Origin of the sequence: Pseudomonas sp. LAM2023 (genome assembly GCF_016620375.1) — a bacterium.
Classification (GTDB): domain Bacteria; phylum Pseudomonadota; class Gammaproteobacteria; order Pseudomonadales; family Pseudomonadaceae; genus Aquipseudomonas; species Aquipseudomonas anuradhapurensis.
The window spans coordinates 792,387-806,204 of the sequence record NZ_JAENHV010000015.1 but is presented as its reverse complement, the minus strand read 5'-3'; the positions used below and the strand labels follow the sequence as shown (position 1 = coordinate 806,204).

At 59.0% G+C, this 13,818-nt stretch carries 16 protein-coding genes; 5 read left to right on the top strand and 11 right to left on the bottom strand.

Features of this window, described 5'->3' with window-relative positions:
• Positions 1-3: 3 nt before the first annotated feature.
• The 3 genes from fdxA (at position 4) to JKP78_RS09250 (ending at position 2,556) form a co-directional block, all read left to right on the top strand.
• Positions 4-375, top strand: coding sequence for a ferredoxin FdxA (gene fdxA, locus JKP78_RS09260; RefSeq protein ID WP_200626576.1), 372 nt, complete (start codon positions 4-6; stop codon positions 373-375).
• 21 nt (positions 376-396) lie between these two features.
• Positions 397-2,037 carry a phytoene desaturase family protein gene (locus JKP78_RS09255; RefSeq protein WP_200626575.1) on the top strand — a complete coding sequence of 547 codons (1,641 nt, stop codon included), beginning with the start codon at positions 397-399 and terminating at the stop codon, positions 2,035-2,037.
• Between the two features lie 78 nt (positions 2,038-2,115).
• Positions 2,116-2,556, top strand: a complete 441-nt coding sequence (locus JKP78_RS09250; RefSeq protein WP_170033947.1) for a hypothetical protein — start codon at positions 2,116-2,118, stop codon at positions 2,554-2,556.
• Between the two features lie 90 nt (positions 2,557-2,646).
• Here JKP78_RS09250 and lpdA read toward each other — a convergent pair whose 3' ends face one another.
• Positions 2,647-4,047 (bottom strand): dihydrolipoyl dehydrogenase, encoded by a 1,401-nt coding sequence (gene lpdA, locus JKP78_RS09245; RefSeq protein WP_186683948.1) that lies wholly within the window; start codon positions 4,045-4,047, stop codon positions 2,647-2,649.
• Between the two features lie 207 nt (positions 4,048-4,254).
• Between lpdA and cfaB the strand changes: the two genes are divergently transcribed.
• Positions 4,255-5,439, top strand: a complete 1,185-nt coding sequence (gene cfaB, locus JKP78_RS09240) for a C17 cyclopropane fatty acid synthase CfaB (RefSeq protein ID WP_170033943.1) — start codon at positions 4,255-4,257, stop codon at positions 5,437-5,439.
• A gap of 48 nt (positions 5,440-5,487) precedes the next feature.
• On the opposite strand, the gene JKP78_RS09235 is transcribed toward cfaB, so the two are convergent.
• From JKP78_RS09235 to cls, 8 genes are all read right to left on the bottom strand, one after another.
• Positions 5,488-5,829 (bottom strand): DUF2933 domain-containing protein, encoded by a 342-nt coding sequence (locus tag JKP78_RS09235; protein ID WP_186683950.1) that lies wholly within the window; start codon positions 5,827-5,829, stop codon positions 5,488-5,490.
• Between the two features lie 43 nt (positions 5,830-5,872).
• On the bottom strand, positions 5,873-6,091 hold the full coding sequence (locus tag JKP78_RS09230) for a hypothetical protein (protein ID WP_200626574.1): 219 nt from the start codon (positions 6,089-6,091) through the stop codon (positions 5,873-5,875).
• Positions 6,088-8,271 (bottom strand): heavy metal translocating P-type ATPase, encoded by a 2,184-nt coding sequence (locus JKP78_RS09225; RefSeq protein WP_186683953.1) that lies wholly within the window; start codon positions 8,269-8,271, stop codon positions 6,088-6,090. The genes JKP78_RS09230 and JKP78_RS09225 overlap by 4 nt, the downstream gene beginning before the upstream one ends.
• A gap of 24 nt (positions 8,272-8,295) precedes the next feature.
• On the bottom strand, positions 8,296-8,565 hold the full coding sequence (locus JKP78_RS09220; protein ID WP_186683956.1) for a DUF5676 family membrane protein: 270 nt from the start codon (positions 8,563-8,565) through the stop codon (positions 8,296-8,298).
• Positions 8,562-9,248, bottom strand: a complete 687-nt coding sequence (locus JKP78_RS09215; protein ID WP_200626573.1) for a methyltransferase family protein — start codon at positions 9,246-9,248, stop codon at positions 8,562-8,564. Before JKP78_RS09215 ends, JKP78_RS09220 begins: the two co-directional genes overlap by 4 nt.
• A gap of 26 nt (positions 9,249-9,274) precedes the next feature.
• On the bottom strand, positions 9,275-9,682 hold the full coding sequence (locus tag JKP78_RS09210) for a hypothetical protein (RefSeq protein ID WP_186683960.1): 408 nt from the start codon (positions 9,680-9,682) through the stop codon (positions 9,275-9,277).
• Between the two features lie 107 nt (positions 9,683-9,789).
• Entirely contained in the window at positions 9,790-10,188 is a 399-nt protein-coding gene (locus tag JKP78_RS09205) for a hypothetical protein (RefSeq protein ID WP_200626572.1), read from the bottom strand.
• Between the two features lie 140 nt (positions 10,189-10,328).
• Complete coding sequence (cls, locus tag JKP78_RS09200; RefSeq protein WP_170033919.1) at positions 10,329-11,768, bottom strand: cardiolipin synthase; 1,440 nt, start codon at positions 11,766-11,768, stop codon at positions 10,329-10,331.
• Positions 11,769-11,901: 133 nt separating this feature from the next.
• Between cls and JKP78_RS09195 the strand changes: the two genes are divergently transcribed.
• A complete protein-coding gene (locus tag JKP78_RS09195) occupies positions 11,902-12,429 on the top strand; it encodes a DUF3617 domain-containing protein (protein WP_170033917.1) in 528 nt (175 codons plus the stop codon).
• Here the strand turns inward: JKP78_RS09195 and folE2 are convergent.
• Both folE2 and JKP78_RS09185 read right to left on the bottom strand, forming a co-directional pair.
• Positions 12,413-13,318 carry a GTP cyclohydrolase FolE2 gene (folE2, locus tag JKP78_RS09190; RefSeq protein ID WP_186683964.1) on the bottom strand — a complete coding sequence of 302 codons (906 nt, stop codon included), beginning with the start codon at positions 13,316-13,318 and terminating at the stop codon, positions 12,413-12,415. The genes JKP78_RS09195 and folE2 overlap by 17 nt on opposite strands.
• A gap of 24 nt (positions 13,319-13,342) precedes the next feature.
• Positions 13,343-13,723, bottom strand: coding sequence for a glutamine synthetase (locus JKP78_RS09185; protein WP_186683966.1), 381 nt, complete (start codon positions 13,721-13,723; stop codon positions 13,343-13,345).
• Positions 13,724-13,818: the final 95 nt, after the last annotated feature.

The following is a 13,818-nucleotide window of genomic DNA, read 5'->3' as shown; positions in this document are numbered from 1 at the left end:
ACCATGACTTATGTAGTGACTGACAACTGCATCCAGTGCCGACACACCAACTGTGTGGATATATGCCCTGCAGACGCGTTCCACCTGGGGCCGAACTTCATCGTGATCAACCCGGAGGCATGCGTCGATTGTGGTCTCTGCCTGCCGGAATGCCCTGAAGAGGCGATTCTGCCGGAGAACCGCCTGGATGACGGTAATCGGCACTTCCTGGCGTTGAATGCCGAGCTTGCACAATATTGGCCCGTCATTCTCCAGAGCATCCCACCGCTGGGCGATTACCAGAAGTGGAGTCACCAGCCGAACAAACTTGCACACCTCGTGCGCGAAGCCGAAGCGGTCGATCCGACCCGCGACCACCATCTGCAGCACGCTTGAAGTGCCCCTGGACGAATGCCCATGCAAAGCTATGACCGCTTCAAGACGCTGGAAAGCGATACCTTCGACGTGATTGTCGTGGGTGCCGGCATTGGTGGACTGACCGCAGCCGCGACCCTCGCCAATCGGGGCAAGCAGGTATTGGTGCTGGACATGCACTATGAGATGGGGGGCTGCGCCACGGTCTTTCATCGTAAGGGCAAGGATTACGAGTTCGACGTAGGTCTTCATTACATCGGCGACTGTGGCAAGGACGGGTTGATCCCGCGTATTTTGCGCGGGGCCGGCATCGATGATGGCGAAATCAATTTTATCGAGCAGGACCCAGAAGGATTCGAAACCCTCTGCTTCCCCGATTTTCAATTTGCCGTGCCGCGTGGATATGAGCGCTTCCGGGAAAGGCTTATCGAAGCGTTCCCCAAGGAAAAATCCGGCATCAACCGCTATTTCAAGATGCTGCAGCAAGTCTGGGACTTCATGGGCATCCACTCCCGGCCGCTCTCCGCGCTGTGGGTGCTGCCACGTTCGTGGATGCTGATGCGCCATTCGAAATCGACGGTTGCCCAGTTCCTCGACACCTGCACCCATGATCAGCGACTGCGCGCCATCCTGACCGGACAGCTCGGCGTTTACCATCAGCCTCCCAGCAGGGCGACCATGGCTGGCCACGCTGCGGTGGTCAACCACTTCCTGCAAGGGTCGTATTACCCTTCGGGAGGGGGCCAGATGTTCTCTGACAAACTCGGCGCGGTTGTCGAACGCAACGGAGGAAAGATCCTGCTGCGTTCCAAGGTCGAACGTATCCTGGTCGAGAAGGGCCGCGCGGTAGGTGTCGAATTCAGCAACAAGCATCTGGGCAAACGTACGGTCAAGGCAGACGCGGTGATCTGCAACGCCGACATCAAGCACACCTTGCTGGACTTGATCGGACGGGACCAGCTCAAGGCGAAGACCGTCACCAGGGCAGAGCGTTTCGAAATGTCGCCGGCCATGGGCGTGGTTTACCTGGGCATCGATATGGACCTGAAGGCGATGGGTCTTAAAAACACCAACTATCGCATCTATCCCGGTTGCGACTATGAGCGTGCCTACCGTGAGGTGTTCGCCGGTCAATTCCCGGATGAGCCGCATCTGTTCATCGGTAACGCCACGATGAAGGACCCGGACAATCCGGCCATTGCCCCGCCTGGCATCTACAACCTGCAATTGATGTCGGCAGTTCCTTCGAACCCGGAAAGCTGGGGTGTTACCCAGGCCGAGGTAGCGGATGGCAGCTATCGGAACAACCCGGCGTACCTGGCGAAAAAGGAATGGTATGCCCGGCAACTGATTGCACTGGCTGAACGCGTGATACCGGGTATGTCGCAGCATATCGTGTATCAGGAAGTCTCCACTCCGTTCTCGGTGACCCGTTTCATCGGTTCAGCCGGGGGAACATCTTATGGCCTGGCATTCACTCCTGAGTACTTCCTGCATAATCGGCCGGGTACCAAAACCGAAATACGAAACCTGTTCTTGTGTGGCGCATCCACCCGCACCGGGCACGGGATATTCGGCGCTATGACGGGTGGTGTCGAAGCCGCTGCCGCTGTCGACGGGCGCAAGCTACGCTACCAGATCATGGATGTCGGCACGCGTGCCGAGGCACAGGCGGGCACTTGAGCCCACCCAATGTCGGTCGATAACGCCCTGTAGTGCATGAGGCAGCTGGCGCCGTGCAATTCATCAAGGAGAGATGATATGTCGAATGACTACAACACCGCTTTGCTGCTGGCCGCGGGGCTTAGCCTGCTGGCGTCGATCCTGCACGTGGGGGTAATCCTGGTGGGGCCATCGTGGTATCGCCTGTTCGGCGCAGGCGAGCGTTTCGTGCGTGCGGCCCAGGCTGGGCGTTGGTATCCGGCGGTAGTAACGGCGGGCATCGCCCTGGTTCTCGCTACCTGGGGCGTTTATGCCCTGTCGGGAGCCGGAGTGGTCGATCCATTGCCGCTGTTACGGCCGGCGCTGATCGCCATTACCGTGATCTACCTGTTACGCGGTGTACTCGGACCTTTTGCTCTGGCTGGTACCGGGCGCAGTGGCCGTTTCATCGTGGTCAGCTCGGCAATATGCTTGCTGTATGGCCTTGTGCACCTGGTCGGGCTCATTCAAGTGTGGCAGTTGCTCAATCCCACTGGCTGATTACGTTTGGCCAGAGCAAATCGGCAAGTGCATGAAAAGGGCGAACCTCACGGTTCGCCCTTTGTTTAGGCACAGCCTTTTTCGCCGCCGTCAGATCTGCATGGCCATGCCGTCCACGTTCATCGCCGCCTGGCGCAGGGCCTCGGAGCGGGTCGGGTGCGGGTGGCAGGTGAGGGCGATGTCTTCCGCCGAGGCCGAGAACTCCATGGCCACACAGAATTCGCCAATCATCTCACTGACGCTTGGGCCCACCAGGTGCACGCCCAATACTTCATCGGTCTGGGCATCGGCGATGACTTTGGCGAAGCCTTCGGTCTCGTGATTGATCTTGGCCCGGCTGTTGGCGGTGAAGGGGAATTTGCCGACCTTGTAGGCCCGCCCTTCGGCCTTGAGCTGCTCCTCGGTCTTGCCCACGCTAGCCAGTTCCGGCCGCGTGTAGATCACCCCGGGAATGAGGTTGTAGTTGACCTCATGGGGCTTGCCGGCGATGCGTTCGATGCAGGCCACCGCTTCGTCCTCGGCCTTGTGCGCCAGCATTGGGCCGGAGGTGACATCGCCAATCACCCAGATGCCTGGCACGGAAGTTCGGTGGTGTTCGTTGCCGAGCATGCCGCGCTTGTCGGTTGCCAGGCCCACGCTTTCCAGATTCAGCCCTTGGGTATAAGGGCGGCGGCCAATGGCGACCAGTACATAATCGGCCTGCAGGGTTTCCGTGCTGCCACCTGCGGCTGGCTCCAGGGTCAGGTTGACACCGTCATTGCTGGCATTGGCCTGGGTCACCTTGCTGCCCAGCTTGAACACCATGCCTTGCTTGGCCAATGCTTTCTGCAGGGTCTTGGCGGTTTCCTCGTCGGTGCCGGGGCAGATACGGTCGAGGTATTCGATGACCGTGACCTGGCTGCCCAGGCGACGCCATACCGAACCGAGTTCGAGGCCGATAACGCCGGCACCGATGACGACCAGATGCTTGGGTACCTGCGGCAGGGACAGGGCGCCGGTCGAGTCGATGATGCGCTGGTTGTCGATGGCCACGCCTGGCAGCGGCGTAGGCTCCGAGCCAGTGGCAATGACGATGTCCTTGGCTTGCAGTGCGGTTTCACTGCCGTCCTCGGCCTTGACCACGACCTTGCCAACGCCATCCAGGCGACCCCAGCCCTTGATCCAGTCGACCTTGTTCTTGCGGAACAGGTACTCGATGCCCTTGGTCAGGCCAGTCACGCTCTCATCCTTCTGTTTCATCATCTGGGCGAGATTGAGGGAAGGTTGCACTTCGATACCGAGGTGGGCGAATTCGCCACCGCTGGCAGCCTCGTAGAGCTCGGACGCGTGCAACAGTGCCTTGGAGGGCATGCAGCCCACGTTCAGGCAGGTACCACCAAGGGTCGAGCGGCCTTCCACGCAGGCTACGCTAAGGCCCAGCTGGCCAGCACGGATGGCTGCGTTGTAGCCGCCAGGGCCACCGCCGATGATCACCACGTCATAGGATTTCATGGGTTCAACTCCAGGATGAGGAAGCACGAGAGGGGCACAAGGTTAAGCTGAGAAGTAAAAATTGTATACAATCTGGCGCCTGGATAAGATCGACCAATGCTCGACCAAGGTCTGGATAGAAGGAAACATCCCACGAATGAACTACTCTGATTCGGCGACGTTCGAAATTCCAGGCGTCGTGGCCAAATACGGACAGGAGGGTCGTTCATGCTTGCGCAACTTCCACCGGCATTGCAGAGCCTGCATCTGCCGCTGCGGCTGAAACTGTGGGACGGTAACGAGTTCGATCTGGGGCCTAGCCCTCAGGTCACCATCCTGGTCAAGGAGCCGCAGCTGATCAGCCAGTTGAGCCACCCGAGCATGGACCAGCTGGGCACGGCATTCGTCGAGGGCAAGCTGGAGCTGGAAGGGGATATCGGTGAAGCCATACGCGTGTGCGATGAGCTCAGTGAAGCGCTGCTGACCGAGGAAGAAGACGCTCCACCGCAACGGCAGGCGCATGACAAGAGCACCGATGCCGAAGCCATCTCCTACCACTATGATGTTTCCAACGCGTTCTACCAGTTGTGGCTGGATCAGGACATGGCCTACTCGTGCGCCTACTTCCGCGAGCCGGACAACACCCTCGATCAGGCGCAGCAGGACAAGTTCGATCATCTGTGTCGCAAGCTGCGCCTGGACGCCGGCGACTACTTGCTCGACGTAGGCTGTGGCTGGGGTGGGCTGGCGCGTTTCGCTGCCCGCGAATATGGGGCCAAGGTGTTCGGCATCACCTTGAGCAAGGAGCAGCTCAAGCTTGCCCGCGAGCGTGTCAAGGCAGAGGGGCTCGGCGGCAAGGTCGATCTGCAGATCCTCGACTACCGTGACCTGCCGCAGGATGGCCGCTTCGACAAGGTGGTCAGCGTTGGCATGTTCGAACATGTGGGCCATGCCAACCTGGCGCTGTATTGCCAGAAGCTGTTCGGTGCCGTGAGGGAAGGGGGCCTGGTGATGAACCACGGCATCACCGCCAAGCACGTCGATGGCCGCCCGGTCGGGCGTGGCGCTGGCGACTTCATCGACCGCTACGTGTTCCCCCATGGCGAGCTGCCGCACCTGTCGATGATCAGTGCCAGCATCTGTGAAGCGGGGCTGGAAGTGGTAGACGTGGAAAGCTTGCGTCTGCACTACGCCAAAACCCTGCACCACTGGAGCGCGAACCTGGAGAACCAGCTGCACAAGGCGGCGGCCCTGGTGCCCGAGAAGACCTTGCGTATCTGGCGCCTGTACTTGGCCGGGTGTGCCTATGCCTTCGAAAAGGGCTGGATCAACCTGCACCAGATACTGGCGGTCAAGCCTTATGCCGATGGCCACCATGATCTGCCGTGGACGCGGGAAGACCTGTATCGCTGAAAATCATGCAAGGCTGCTCCGGTGGGAGCAGCCTTGTGTCGCGAAGGGTCATGCAGGGCGATCGGGGTATTTAGTCGGGTTATCGGATAGAACAGGGTGCTCCGGCTCTCGGTCATGGCCTTCCTGGGTGTGCGGGTGGCCACAGCAACTGTGACGTTCGCCTGCGCTGTCGTGTTCATGTCCATCATTTTCCTCGCGCGCATGTGTGCGATGCCCACGGTGCATGAGCAAATGCATCAAGGGGCAGGCCAGCACCAGCAGGAAGGGCAGATACGGAATGATGTGAGCCCTGTGTTCAAGGAACAGGAAATAGCCGGCGATGGCCAGAAAGCCCAGTAGGTACCAGTTGGTTCCCCGTGAGCGGTGGGGGCGTGATTCGGGTCGGTTCATGATGGCGCTCCTTGGACGAAACGGCACAGACGACACAACCGTATCAGGGCAGGTTTTTCTTCTGCATGATACGGCGCGCCTCGCTCATGTCCTTGTCGAACTGGCGCACGCCGCGCAAGAGCTGCACCCCGACAAAAACCGGGCACAGCAGGAATAGGGCTGCCATGGCCAACGATTTACCGCTGAGCCCCATCAGATAAAGCACCGTGGTAATGCCCACACCCGTCACCAGCAGACAGAACAGCAGGATTTCGCGTTTCATGATTTCGCCTCGTGACTCAAACCGATATGGGCGCGTTTCAGCAGCGCAGAGTTGGCGATTACCGATAGAGAACTGAGCGCCATGGCGGCGGCAGCGATGATCGGATTAAGCAATCCGAAGGCTGCAATCGGGATACCGATGCCGTTGTAGAGAAATGCCCAGAACAGGTTTTGCTTGATCTTGACCATGGTTGCGCGCGACAGCTCGATCGCGTTGACCACGTCGCGTACATCGTTCTTGAGCAAGATGATGCCGCCCGTTTCCTTGGCGACATCGGACCCCGAGCCGATGGCGATACCAATGTCGGCGGCGGCCAATGCCGGTGCATCGTTGACCCCGTCGCCAACCATGGCAACGACCTGCCCTTCGCTTTGCAATTGACGTATCACTGCGACCTTGTCGTCTGGCAACACCTCTGCAATCACCCGCCCGATGCCGACCTGTCGGGCGACCGCTTCGGCAGTGCGGCGGTTGTCACCGCTCAGCAGCACGACCTTGATGTTGCTTGCCTGCAATGCCGTTACCGCTTCAGCTGCCTCTGGCTTGATGGTGTCAGCCACCGCAATTACCCCAAGCAGGCGGTTGTCGACACCAACCAGCATGGCGGTCTTGCCGTCGGCCTCAAGGCCTACCAAGTGCTCTTCGGCTGCCTCGGTTGAAATGCCTTGGCGGTCGAACAAGCGCCGATTGCCCAACCAGACTTTGCCATGGTCGATACTGCCTTGGATGCCGTGACCGGCGATCCCGCTTATGTCGGTGGCCTTTGGCAGGTGGATGTCACGATGCCGGGCGGCGCGCACTATCGCTGCTCCAAGCGGATGTTCCGAACCGGACTCCACGGCAGCAGCGAGCCCCAACACCTCGATTTCCGACGCTGTTCCAATTGCAATCACGTCGGTTACGTCAGGTTCACCTCGGGTGATGGTGCCGGTCTTGTCGAAAACCACCGTAGTCAGTTTTTCTGCCCGCTCCAGTACCTCGCCGCCCCGTATGAGAATGCCGTTATCAGCGCCCTTGCCGACACCGACCATCAAGGCAGCGGGCGTCGCCACGCCGAGTGCGCAGGGACAGGAGATGATCAGTACCGCGATAAAGGCCAACAGGCCCTGCGGAAAATTCCCAACCACGGACCAACCGAGCAATGCCAGGAGGGCGACGGCCACAACCGCAGGCACGAAGTAGCCAGTGACCTGGTCGGCCAAGCGCTGGATCTGCGCGGTGCTGCTCTGTGCTTCCTCAACCATCTTGATGATCTGCGCCAGTGCAGTATCGGCGCCGATCCTGCTCGCTTTGATCGTGAGTACACCGCTGCCATTGAGCGTACCCCCGATCACCGAGCTGCCCCGGTGTTTGTCCACCGGCATCGATTCGCCGGTCAGCATGGACTCATCCACCGTCGACTGGCCGTCACTGACTTCGCCATCGGTAGGGATCTTTTCGCCAGGCTTGACGATTAGTGTCTCGCCAGCCATGACGCTTTCAGCAGGCAGGTCGATTTCTTGTCCGTCACGCATGACATGTGCGACCGCCGGTTTGAGTTCAAGCAAGCGTCGCACTGCAGCGGAGGATTTTTTCTTGATGATCTCCTCCATGTACCTGCCGAGCAGCACGAAGGCGATTATGACTGCAGACACTTCGAAATAGACGTCGCGCTCGTACACTTTCACCGGTAGGACGTCCGGGAAGAACAACACCGCTACCGAGTAGAAATACGCCACCGATGTGCCGAGGGCGATCAGGAAGTCCATGTTGATGTTGCGGGTGTGAATGGCGTTCCACGCGCCCTTGTAGAAACTCCAGCCACCGATGAACTGGACCGGAGTGACCAACAGGAAAAGCCATATCCCCCAGGTGAACCAAGGGAGCGCCGGGATTGGCACCCAGGTCAGTAAGGTGGCCCCGGCGGCCAACGCAATGAAGGCGCCCGCGCGCAGAAGGGCCAGGGCGAGTACACCGGTGAGGGCGATAGTCACGCGGGTCTTGATTGCCTTCAATTCCCTTTCTGGCGATTCGAAGGTACGCAGGCACGCATCGCTACAAAAGTAATAGGTACGGCCGCCACGTTCGCGTGACAGTGCGCTGGTCTTGTCCACCATCATTCCGCAGATCGGGTCTTTCGCCAGGTTCCTGGAGGCGGACGCCAACGGCTGGTGATTATGCTGCATAGGCGATTCGTTCATTTCGTCTTCTGCCTGCGTCGACGTTCAAGACTTGCCATGGAGCTTGCCTGACAGCCAGGCGAACAAGGTTCCGACTATCGCGCCCCATAGGGTCAGGACCAGTAATGGGCCGAGGAAAGTCATCATTCCGTAGCCCTGCGTAGTTTGCAGGCGATTGAAGTCGAGCCCGTGGAACAAGGCGTTCAGAAAAGCGATACCTTGCACCGGCCATAGCACATACAGCAGCGTGCAGACCGCATAGGAAACAGCCATGGTCAAGGCCAGGGAGAGACCGGTTTTCCAAGGAGCGTTCATGATTGTTTACCTGAACTGGGAGGGGCGTTGGACGGGATGTCGGGACTGCGACGGGTTAACCAAGGCAGGAACGCTGGCGTCTTTGCACGGTAAACGCGGTAGGCATCGCCGAAGTGCGCAAGCAATTCACGCTCTTCCCGTTTCGCAAGTTGGATGTACACGAACAAGAGAATTGGAAACATCAGCAGGGTGATCAGGGTTGGCCATTGCAGTAAAAAGCCAAACATGATCAGCACGAAGCCGACGTACTGTGGATGGCGGATCCGCGCATAGGGGCCCTCAAGTGCAAGTCGTCCACTCGCTTGGGCTTGGTAGAGGACCCGCCACGCAGCCGCCAATAACCAGAAACCGCCCGCGATCAGAAAATTGCTGATGACGTGAAACGGCCCCCAATGCGGGTTGACCTTCCAGCCCAGCACCGTTTCGAGCAAATGCCCGGCATCGTGCGAGAAGAAATCGATGCCGGGTAAGTTGCGAGTGAGCCAGGGCATCAGCAGGTAGATTGTCAGCGGGAAACCGTACATCTCGCTAAACAGAGCCACCAGGAATGCTGAAAACATGCTGAAGGAGCGCCAATCTCGGCTTGTCTTCGGCCGGGCGAAGCTGAAGGCGAACAGGATGAACACCAGCGAATTGAGGATAACAAGCGACCAGAGGCCGTAGGCCGGCTCATTGTGGTTCATGGCGGGCACCCCTCTTTGTTACGCGCTCACTTTTTAGTTGGCATATCCATCATCGATGACTGCTGCTCCATCATCTGCATCATCATGTTCATCATGCCCATGCCTGAACCGCCCTTGGCTCCATGCATGCCCATACAATCCATTGCGCCTTTATCCTTGTTCATCATGGCCATGCTGTCCTTCATCACTTGCATGCCTTCCTGCATGGCAGCGTGGCGTTCGGCGGGCGTCTTGGCCGCTGCCGCTTTGTCGTGTGCCGTCTGCATCTTCTGCATTTGCTCATTCATGGCTTTGGTCAGGTCGCTCGACACGGGGGCGGGGCTCGTGGCTGAGTCAGCGGGCGCAGCGTCTGGGTGATGGGCATCTTCGGCAGAGGCGATGAGGGTGCAACCAGCCAGGATTGCAGCCAGAACGAATTTAGGATGCTTTTGCATGGTGAACTCCAGGGATCGTCAGAAGTGAACATGGACAGATAGCCGAGCCGCGAAGAAACGGCGCAGCAGGACAGCGCAATCAGTGCTTTGCCGATATGCAGTAAGGTCTAATCGTTGAGGCGGGCGAAAATCAGGCGGGCAGGGCGCTTTGATGGTGTGGGGAGCTTCAGTGCCAGAACGGCAAGGGATGACTTTTGCGCAGGACCGAGCACGATTACCAATGCCGAAGTTAACAGCAAAAGAATGGGCCAATGGAGAGGATCCATCATCTGGATCATCTGTGCTGCAGGTCTTATTGCTGCAGCAACGTCCTCGCAGTTCTGAAGACAACCATTGGCGTGGAGATCATGCGCATGGCCCACATGCAGCTCGGCATGGTGGGCAGCAGTGATATCGTGATTCGGTTGTACCAGGCAGCCATGGATCGTCATCACGGCCAAAGCTAGCACCCATGCGGCGAGGGTGAGGTACAAGATGCTTTGGCGGTGTCGACGGAACCAGTACATGAGGTATGACCTCGACCAATCAAGTCGTATTGGTTTCAATCTAGCTGGCAAAGCAAAGGCGCATTTGATCAAAGTCAAATTGCTCGAATAGCCAGCACCAATGACGACCCGAGGCTGCTCCCGCGAGTGGGCTGTGTACCTTACAGAATCGGCGAAATCAGCCGCGCAATCCGCATCCCCAGTTGCTGTAGACGATGGGTATCACGGCTGTCCTCCGCCGTGATTTCCCGAGCCTGTTCAAAGTCATTGATCAACATGTTCTCGACCTGGTCGGCGAAGCTGCGGTCGACCGTCAACAGGGTGATTTCGAAGTTCAGACGGAACGAGCGGTTGTCCAGGTTGGCACTGCCGATCGCGCTGATGTCGTCATCCACCAGCACTACCTTCTGATGCAGGAAGCCAGGTTGGTAGCGGAACATGCGCACCCCGGCACGTACCGCTTCGAAGGCAAACAGGCTGGAGGCGGCATAGACGATACGGTGGTCAGGGCGTGACGGTATCAGCACGCGTACATCGACCCCACGCAGGACCGCCAGGCGCAACGCGGCGAATACCGCTTCGTCGGGGATGAAGTACGGGCTGGTGATCCATACTCGCCGGGTAGCGGAATGGATCGCTTCGATGAAGAACAGCGAACAGGTTTCCTGTGGGTCGGCCGGGCCGCTTGCCAAGGCTTGGCAAAGTACGCCGTCCTCCGGGTAGGCGTCAGGCAGGATCAGCGGCGGCAACTGGCGGGTGGCCCAATACCAATCCTCGGCGAACGACTCTTGCAGGCACGCCAGCACCGGCCCGGTGATCTGCACATGGGTATCGCGCCATGGCGAGAGCTGCGGATGCGCGCCCAGGTATTCGTCGCCCACGTTATGGCCACCGACGAAACCGAGCAGGCCATCCACCACGACAATCTTGCGGTGGTTACGAAAGTTCACCTGGAAGCGGTTGAACCAGCCTCGGCGAGTGGCGAAGGCATGGATCTGCACACCGCCTTCACGCAGGACCTGGCTGTAGCTGGCCGGCAGGGCGTGGCTGCCGACCCGGTCGTACAGGACGAATATCTGCACGCCTTCGGCAGCCTTGCGCAGCAGCAGTTGTTGCAGCGCCTTACCAAGGCTGTCGTCATGAATGATGAAGAACTGGACCAGCACCACGTCGCGGGCATTTTCGATGGCAGCGAAGATGGCATCGAACGTCGCTTTCCCGTCGATCAGCAGTTTCACCTGGTTGTTGGCCAGGCAGGGCATGCGGCCAAGCTTGGGCATGGCACGCAAGGCTGCGTAGCTTTCCGACTCGCGAGCGGTGAGGGCTTCCTCTACCCATGGCCGCCAGTTGAGGTTGGCCATGGCAACGTGCATTTCCTGGTTGGCCTGGCGCCTGGCCTTGATGTAGGCGTAGAACGAACGCGCACCGAAGACCAGGTAAGGGATCAAGGTGAGGTAGGGGATGAAGAACAATGGCATGGCCCAGGCAATTGCGCCTTGGGCAGTACGCACGGTGAACAGCGCATGCAGTGCCGCGACGATACCCAGCAGGTGGACCAGGCCGAGTAGGTAACCAAAGAAGTAGGGGCTGTGGTAATCCATATGCATCCTGCTTGCCGAGTACACTCGAGTAACAGAACACGTTCCCGCTCTGCCTTGCAACCGGAAGGTGGATTTGGCGTCTAAGGCTCAGCCCGGCCCGGTTGGCCGGCTTTTTTTCCAGGAGCGTTCGTCCATGAAGATTCGTCTGCCACTGTTGGCGTTGGCCCTAGGTATGAGCAGCCCGTTGGTGCATGCTCAGATGCTGCAGCCAGGTTTGTGGGAGCTGACCACCAGCAACATGCAGGTCGATGGCAAGCCGTTACCCGACATGGAGTTCATGCTCGGCCAGTTGAAGAACCTGCCACCGGAACAGCGCGCGATGATGGAAGGCGTGCTGGCCAAGCAGGGGGTGACTGTGGGTGGTAAGGGGGTGCGTTCTTGCTTGACGCCAGAGCAAGTGGCAACCAATGACATCCCGCTACAGGACCCTAAGTCAGGTTGCACCCAGAAGATCACCGACCGCACCGGCAATGTGTGGAAGTTCCAGTTCAGCTGCCCGCGAGCACAGGGCAGTGGCCAGGCGACTTTCCTCAGCGACCGGGAATTCACTACCCAGGTGAACGGTACGTTCAACGCGTCGGGTGTGCAGCAGCAGGGCAGCATGAACACCCGCGCCGTGTGGTTGGGTAGGGACTGCGGTTCGGTCAGGCCGCGCAGCTGATATCCCACTGCCACTGGCTGGCCGCGACAGCATCGTGGGCATGCAGGCTTTCTGCATGTTCCACGCGTAGTTTGAAGGCGGTGCTCCAGTCGATTTGTCGCAACGCCTTGTGCAAACGCCGAGCAGCATCTTCACAGAACATCAAGTTCTGGCCATTGGCCAAGGCGAAGGCTTGTTCATCGGCGCGCTTTACTGCGGTCTGTACCGCAGTCCCCAGGCTCGCCTCCACGCAATCGATCAGCTCGGTAATTGGCAACTGCTGCTGATTGCTGCGTAGCCTCACCTGCACATGCGCGCTACTGCGTTGGCTGTGGGGTGTTGCGACGATGCCCTCGGCGCTACCAAGCCACTGCATCACCGCATACTTGTCGACTTGGTCGGTGCTGAAGTCCGCCTGGAACTGTTGCTGGATCAGTTGTCGTGCAAGCGCAGCCGAGCACGGGCAGGTCGACGAGTAGGGAACGCAAACGGATAGTTCCACGTGGAACATTTCTTTCTCAATCTTTGCATCGACCGTTACCGCATAGCTTTTCCAGCCGTGCAAGGGGCTGACCAGAGCGGGCCTTTTCAGCAGATGTTCAAAGCGCAAACGCAGATAGGCAGCAGCAGAAAGCCCGTCATGGCTGTCCAGAAAGTCAGACAATAGCTGGCGAATGACCAGTGGCGTAAGGGGCTGGTGTTCCAGAGCTTCCAGGGCAAGGTAAAGCCGCGACATGTGGATTCCACGTGAGCTGCCGTCCACCAGGCTGACGCCAGCATCCACCGTAGCAGCCGCGATGCGCCCTTCGAAATGGATCGGCAGGGCTATCCCGCACATTCCCACCCAGTTCAAAGGCAAGGTGTGTTCCTGGGCCTGTGCGGCGATGTCGGGGAGCTTGAGCTGGGTCATTTGGCATTCCAAACAATTGGTAGGTCAGCGGCAGCCGGCGATCAAACTGCAATGCAGGCTGAAGCGCTGACCACTGGAGCTGGAAACACGGTTCACGGTGGTCCAGCCGATGCGGCGGCTATAACCCACCCAAGCCTCGCCATCGCTGGCCAGGCCGGTGAAAAAGGTCAGCGAGCCGTAGCGGCTGTTGGTTTGCGCCCAAAGGCGACGGCTATTGAAGTCGAAACCACGCAGATAGAACGTGCTGCCTTCACTGCGAACGCTGTAGTAACTGCCCTTGCCGTCCTGACAGGCGAGCAGTGTCGAGCTGCGGGTACAGAGCGCCAATGGGCCACCCTGTGGCATGGCATACAGTGCCGTGGGCAGCGCGAGCAATAGCAGCACCGAGTCGCGTAGCAGATTCATTTTCATCCTTTGTCAGCACGTGTTCGTCGAGAACGGCTTGGCGAAATTGTATTGTTACTTTATAACATTGTGCAATGCATCGTTTCGAATGCGCT

Bases quoted from the DNA above. Each gene is read 5' to 3' on its own strand.
- JKP78_RS09210 (WP_186683960.1), bottom strand. From the start codon at position 9,682: ATGCAAAAGCATCCTAAATTCGTTCTGGCTGCAATCCTGGCTGGTTGC.
- JKP78_RS09185 (WP_186683966.1), bottom strand. From the start codon at position 13,723: ATGAATCTGCTACGCGACTCGGTGCTGCTATTGCTCGCGCTGCCCACG.
- JKP78_RS09225 (WP_186683953.1), bottom strand. From the start codon at position 8,271: ATGAACGAATCGCCTATGCAGCATAATCACCAGCCGTTGGCGTCCGCC.
- cfaB (WP_170033943.1), top strand. From the start codon at position 4,255: ATGCTTGCGCAACTTCCACCGGCATTGCAGAGCCTGCATCTGCCGCTG.
- JKP78_RS09235 (WP_186683950.1), bottom strand. From the start codon at position 5,829: ATGAACCGACCCGAATCACGCCCCCACCGCTCACGGGGAACCAACTGG.
- JKP78_RS09205 (WP_200626572.1), bottom strand. From the start codon at position 10,188: ATGTACTGGTTCCGTCGACACCGCCAAAGCATCTTGTACCTCACCCTC.
- JKP78_RS09230 (WP_200626574.1), bottom strand. From the start codon at position 6,091: ATGAAACGCGAAATCCTGCTGTTCTGTCTGCTGGTGACGGGTGTGGGC.
- cls (WP_170033919.1), bottom strand. From the start codon at position 11,768: ATGGATTACCACAGCCCCTACTTCTTTGGTTACCTACTCGGCCTGGTC.
- fdxA (WP_200626576.1), top strand. From the start codon at position 4: ATGACTTATGTAGTGACTGACAACTGCATCCAGTGCCGACACACCAAC.
- lpdA (WP_186683948.1), bottom strand. From the start codon at position 4,047: ATGAAATCCTATGACGTGGTGATCATCGGCGGTGGCCCTGGCGGCTAC.
- JKP78_RS09255 (WP_200626575.1), top strand. From the start codon at position 397: ATGCAAAGCTATGACCGCTTCAAGACGCTGGAAAGCGATACCTTCGAC.
- JKP78_RS09215 (WP_200626573.1), bottom strand. From the start codon at position 9,248: ATGAACCACAATGAGCCGGCCTACGGCCTCTGGTCGCTTGTTATCCTC.
- JKP78_RS09250 (WP_170033947.1), top strand. From the start codon at position 2,116: ATGTCGAATGACTACAACACCGCTTTGCTGCTGGCCGCGGGGCTTAGC.
- JKP78_RS09195 (WP_170033917.1), top strand. From the start codon at position 11,902: ATGAAGATTCGTCTGCCACTGTTGGCGTTGGCCCTAGGTATGAGCAGC.
- JKP78_RS09220 (WP_186683956.1), bottom strand. From the start codon at position 8,565: ATGAACGCTCCTTGGAAAACCGGTCTCTCCCTGGCCTTGACCATGGCT.
- folE2 (WP_186683964.1), bottom strand. From the start codon at position 13,318: ATGACCCAGCTCAAGCTCCCCGACATCGCCGCACAGGCCCAGGAACAC.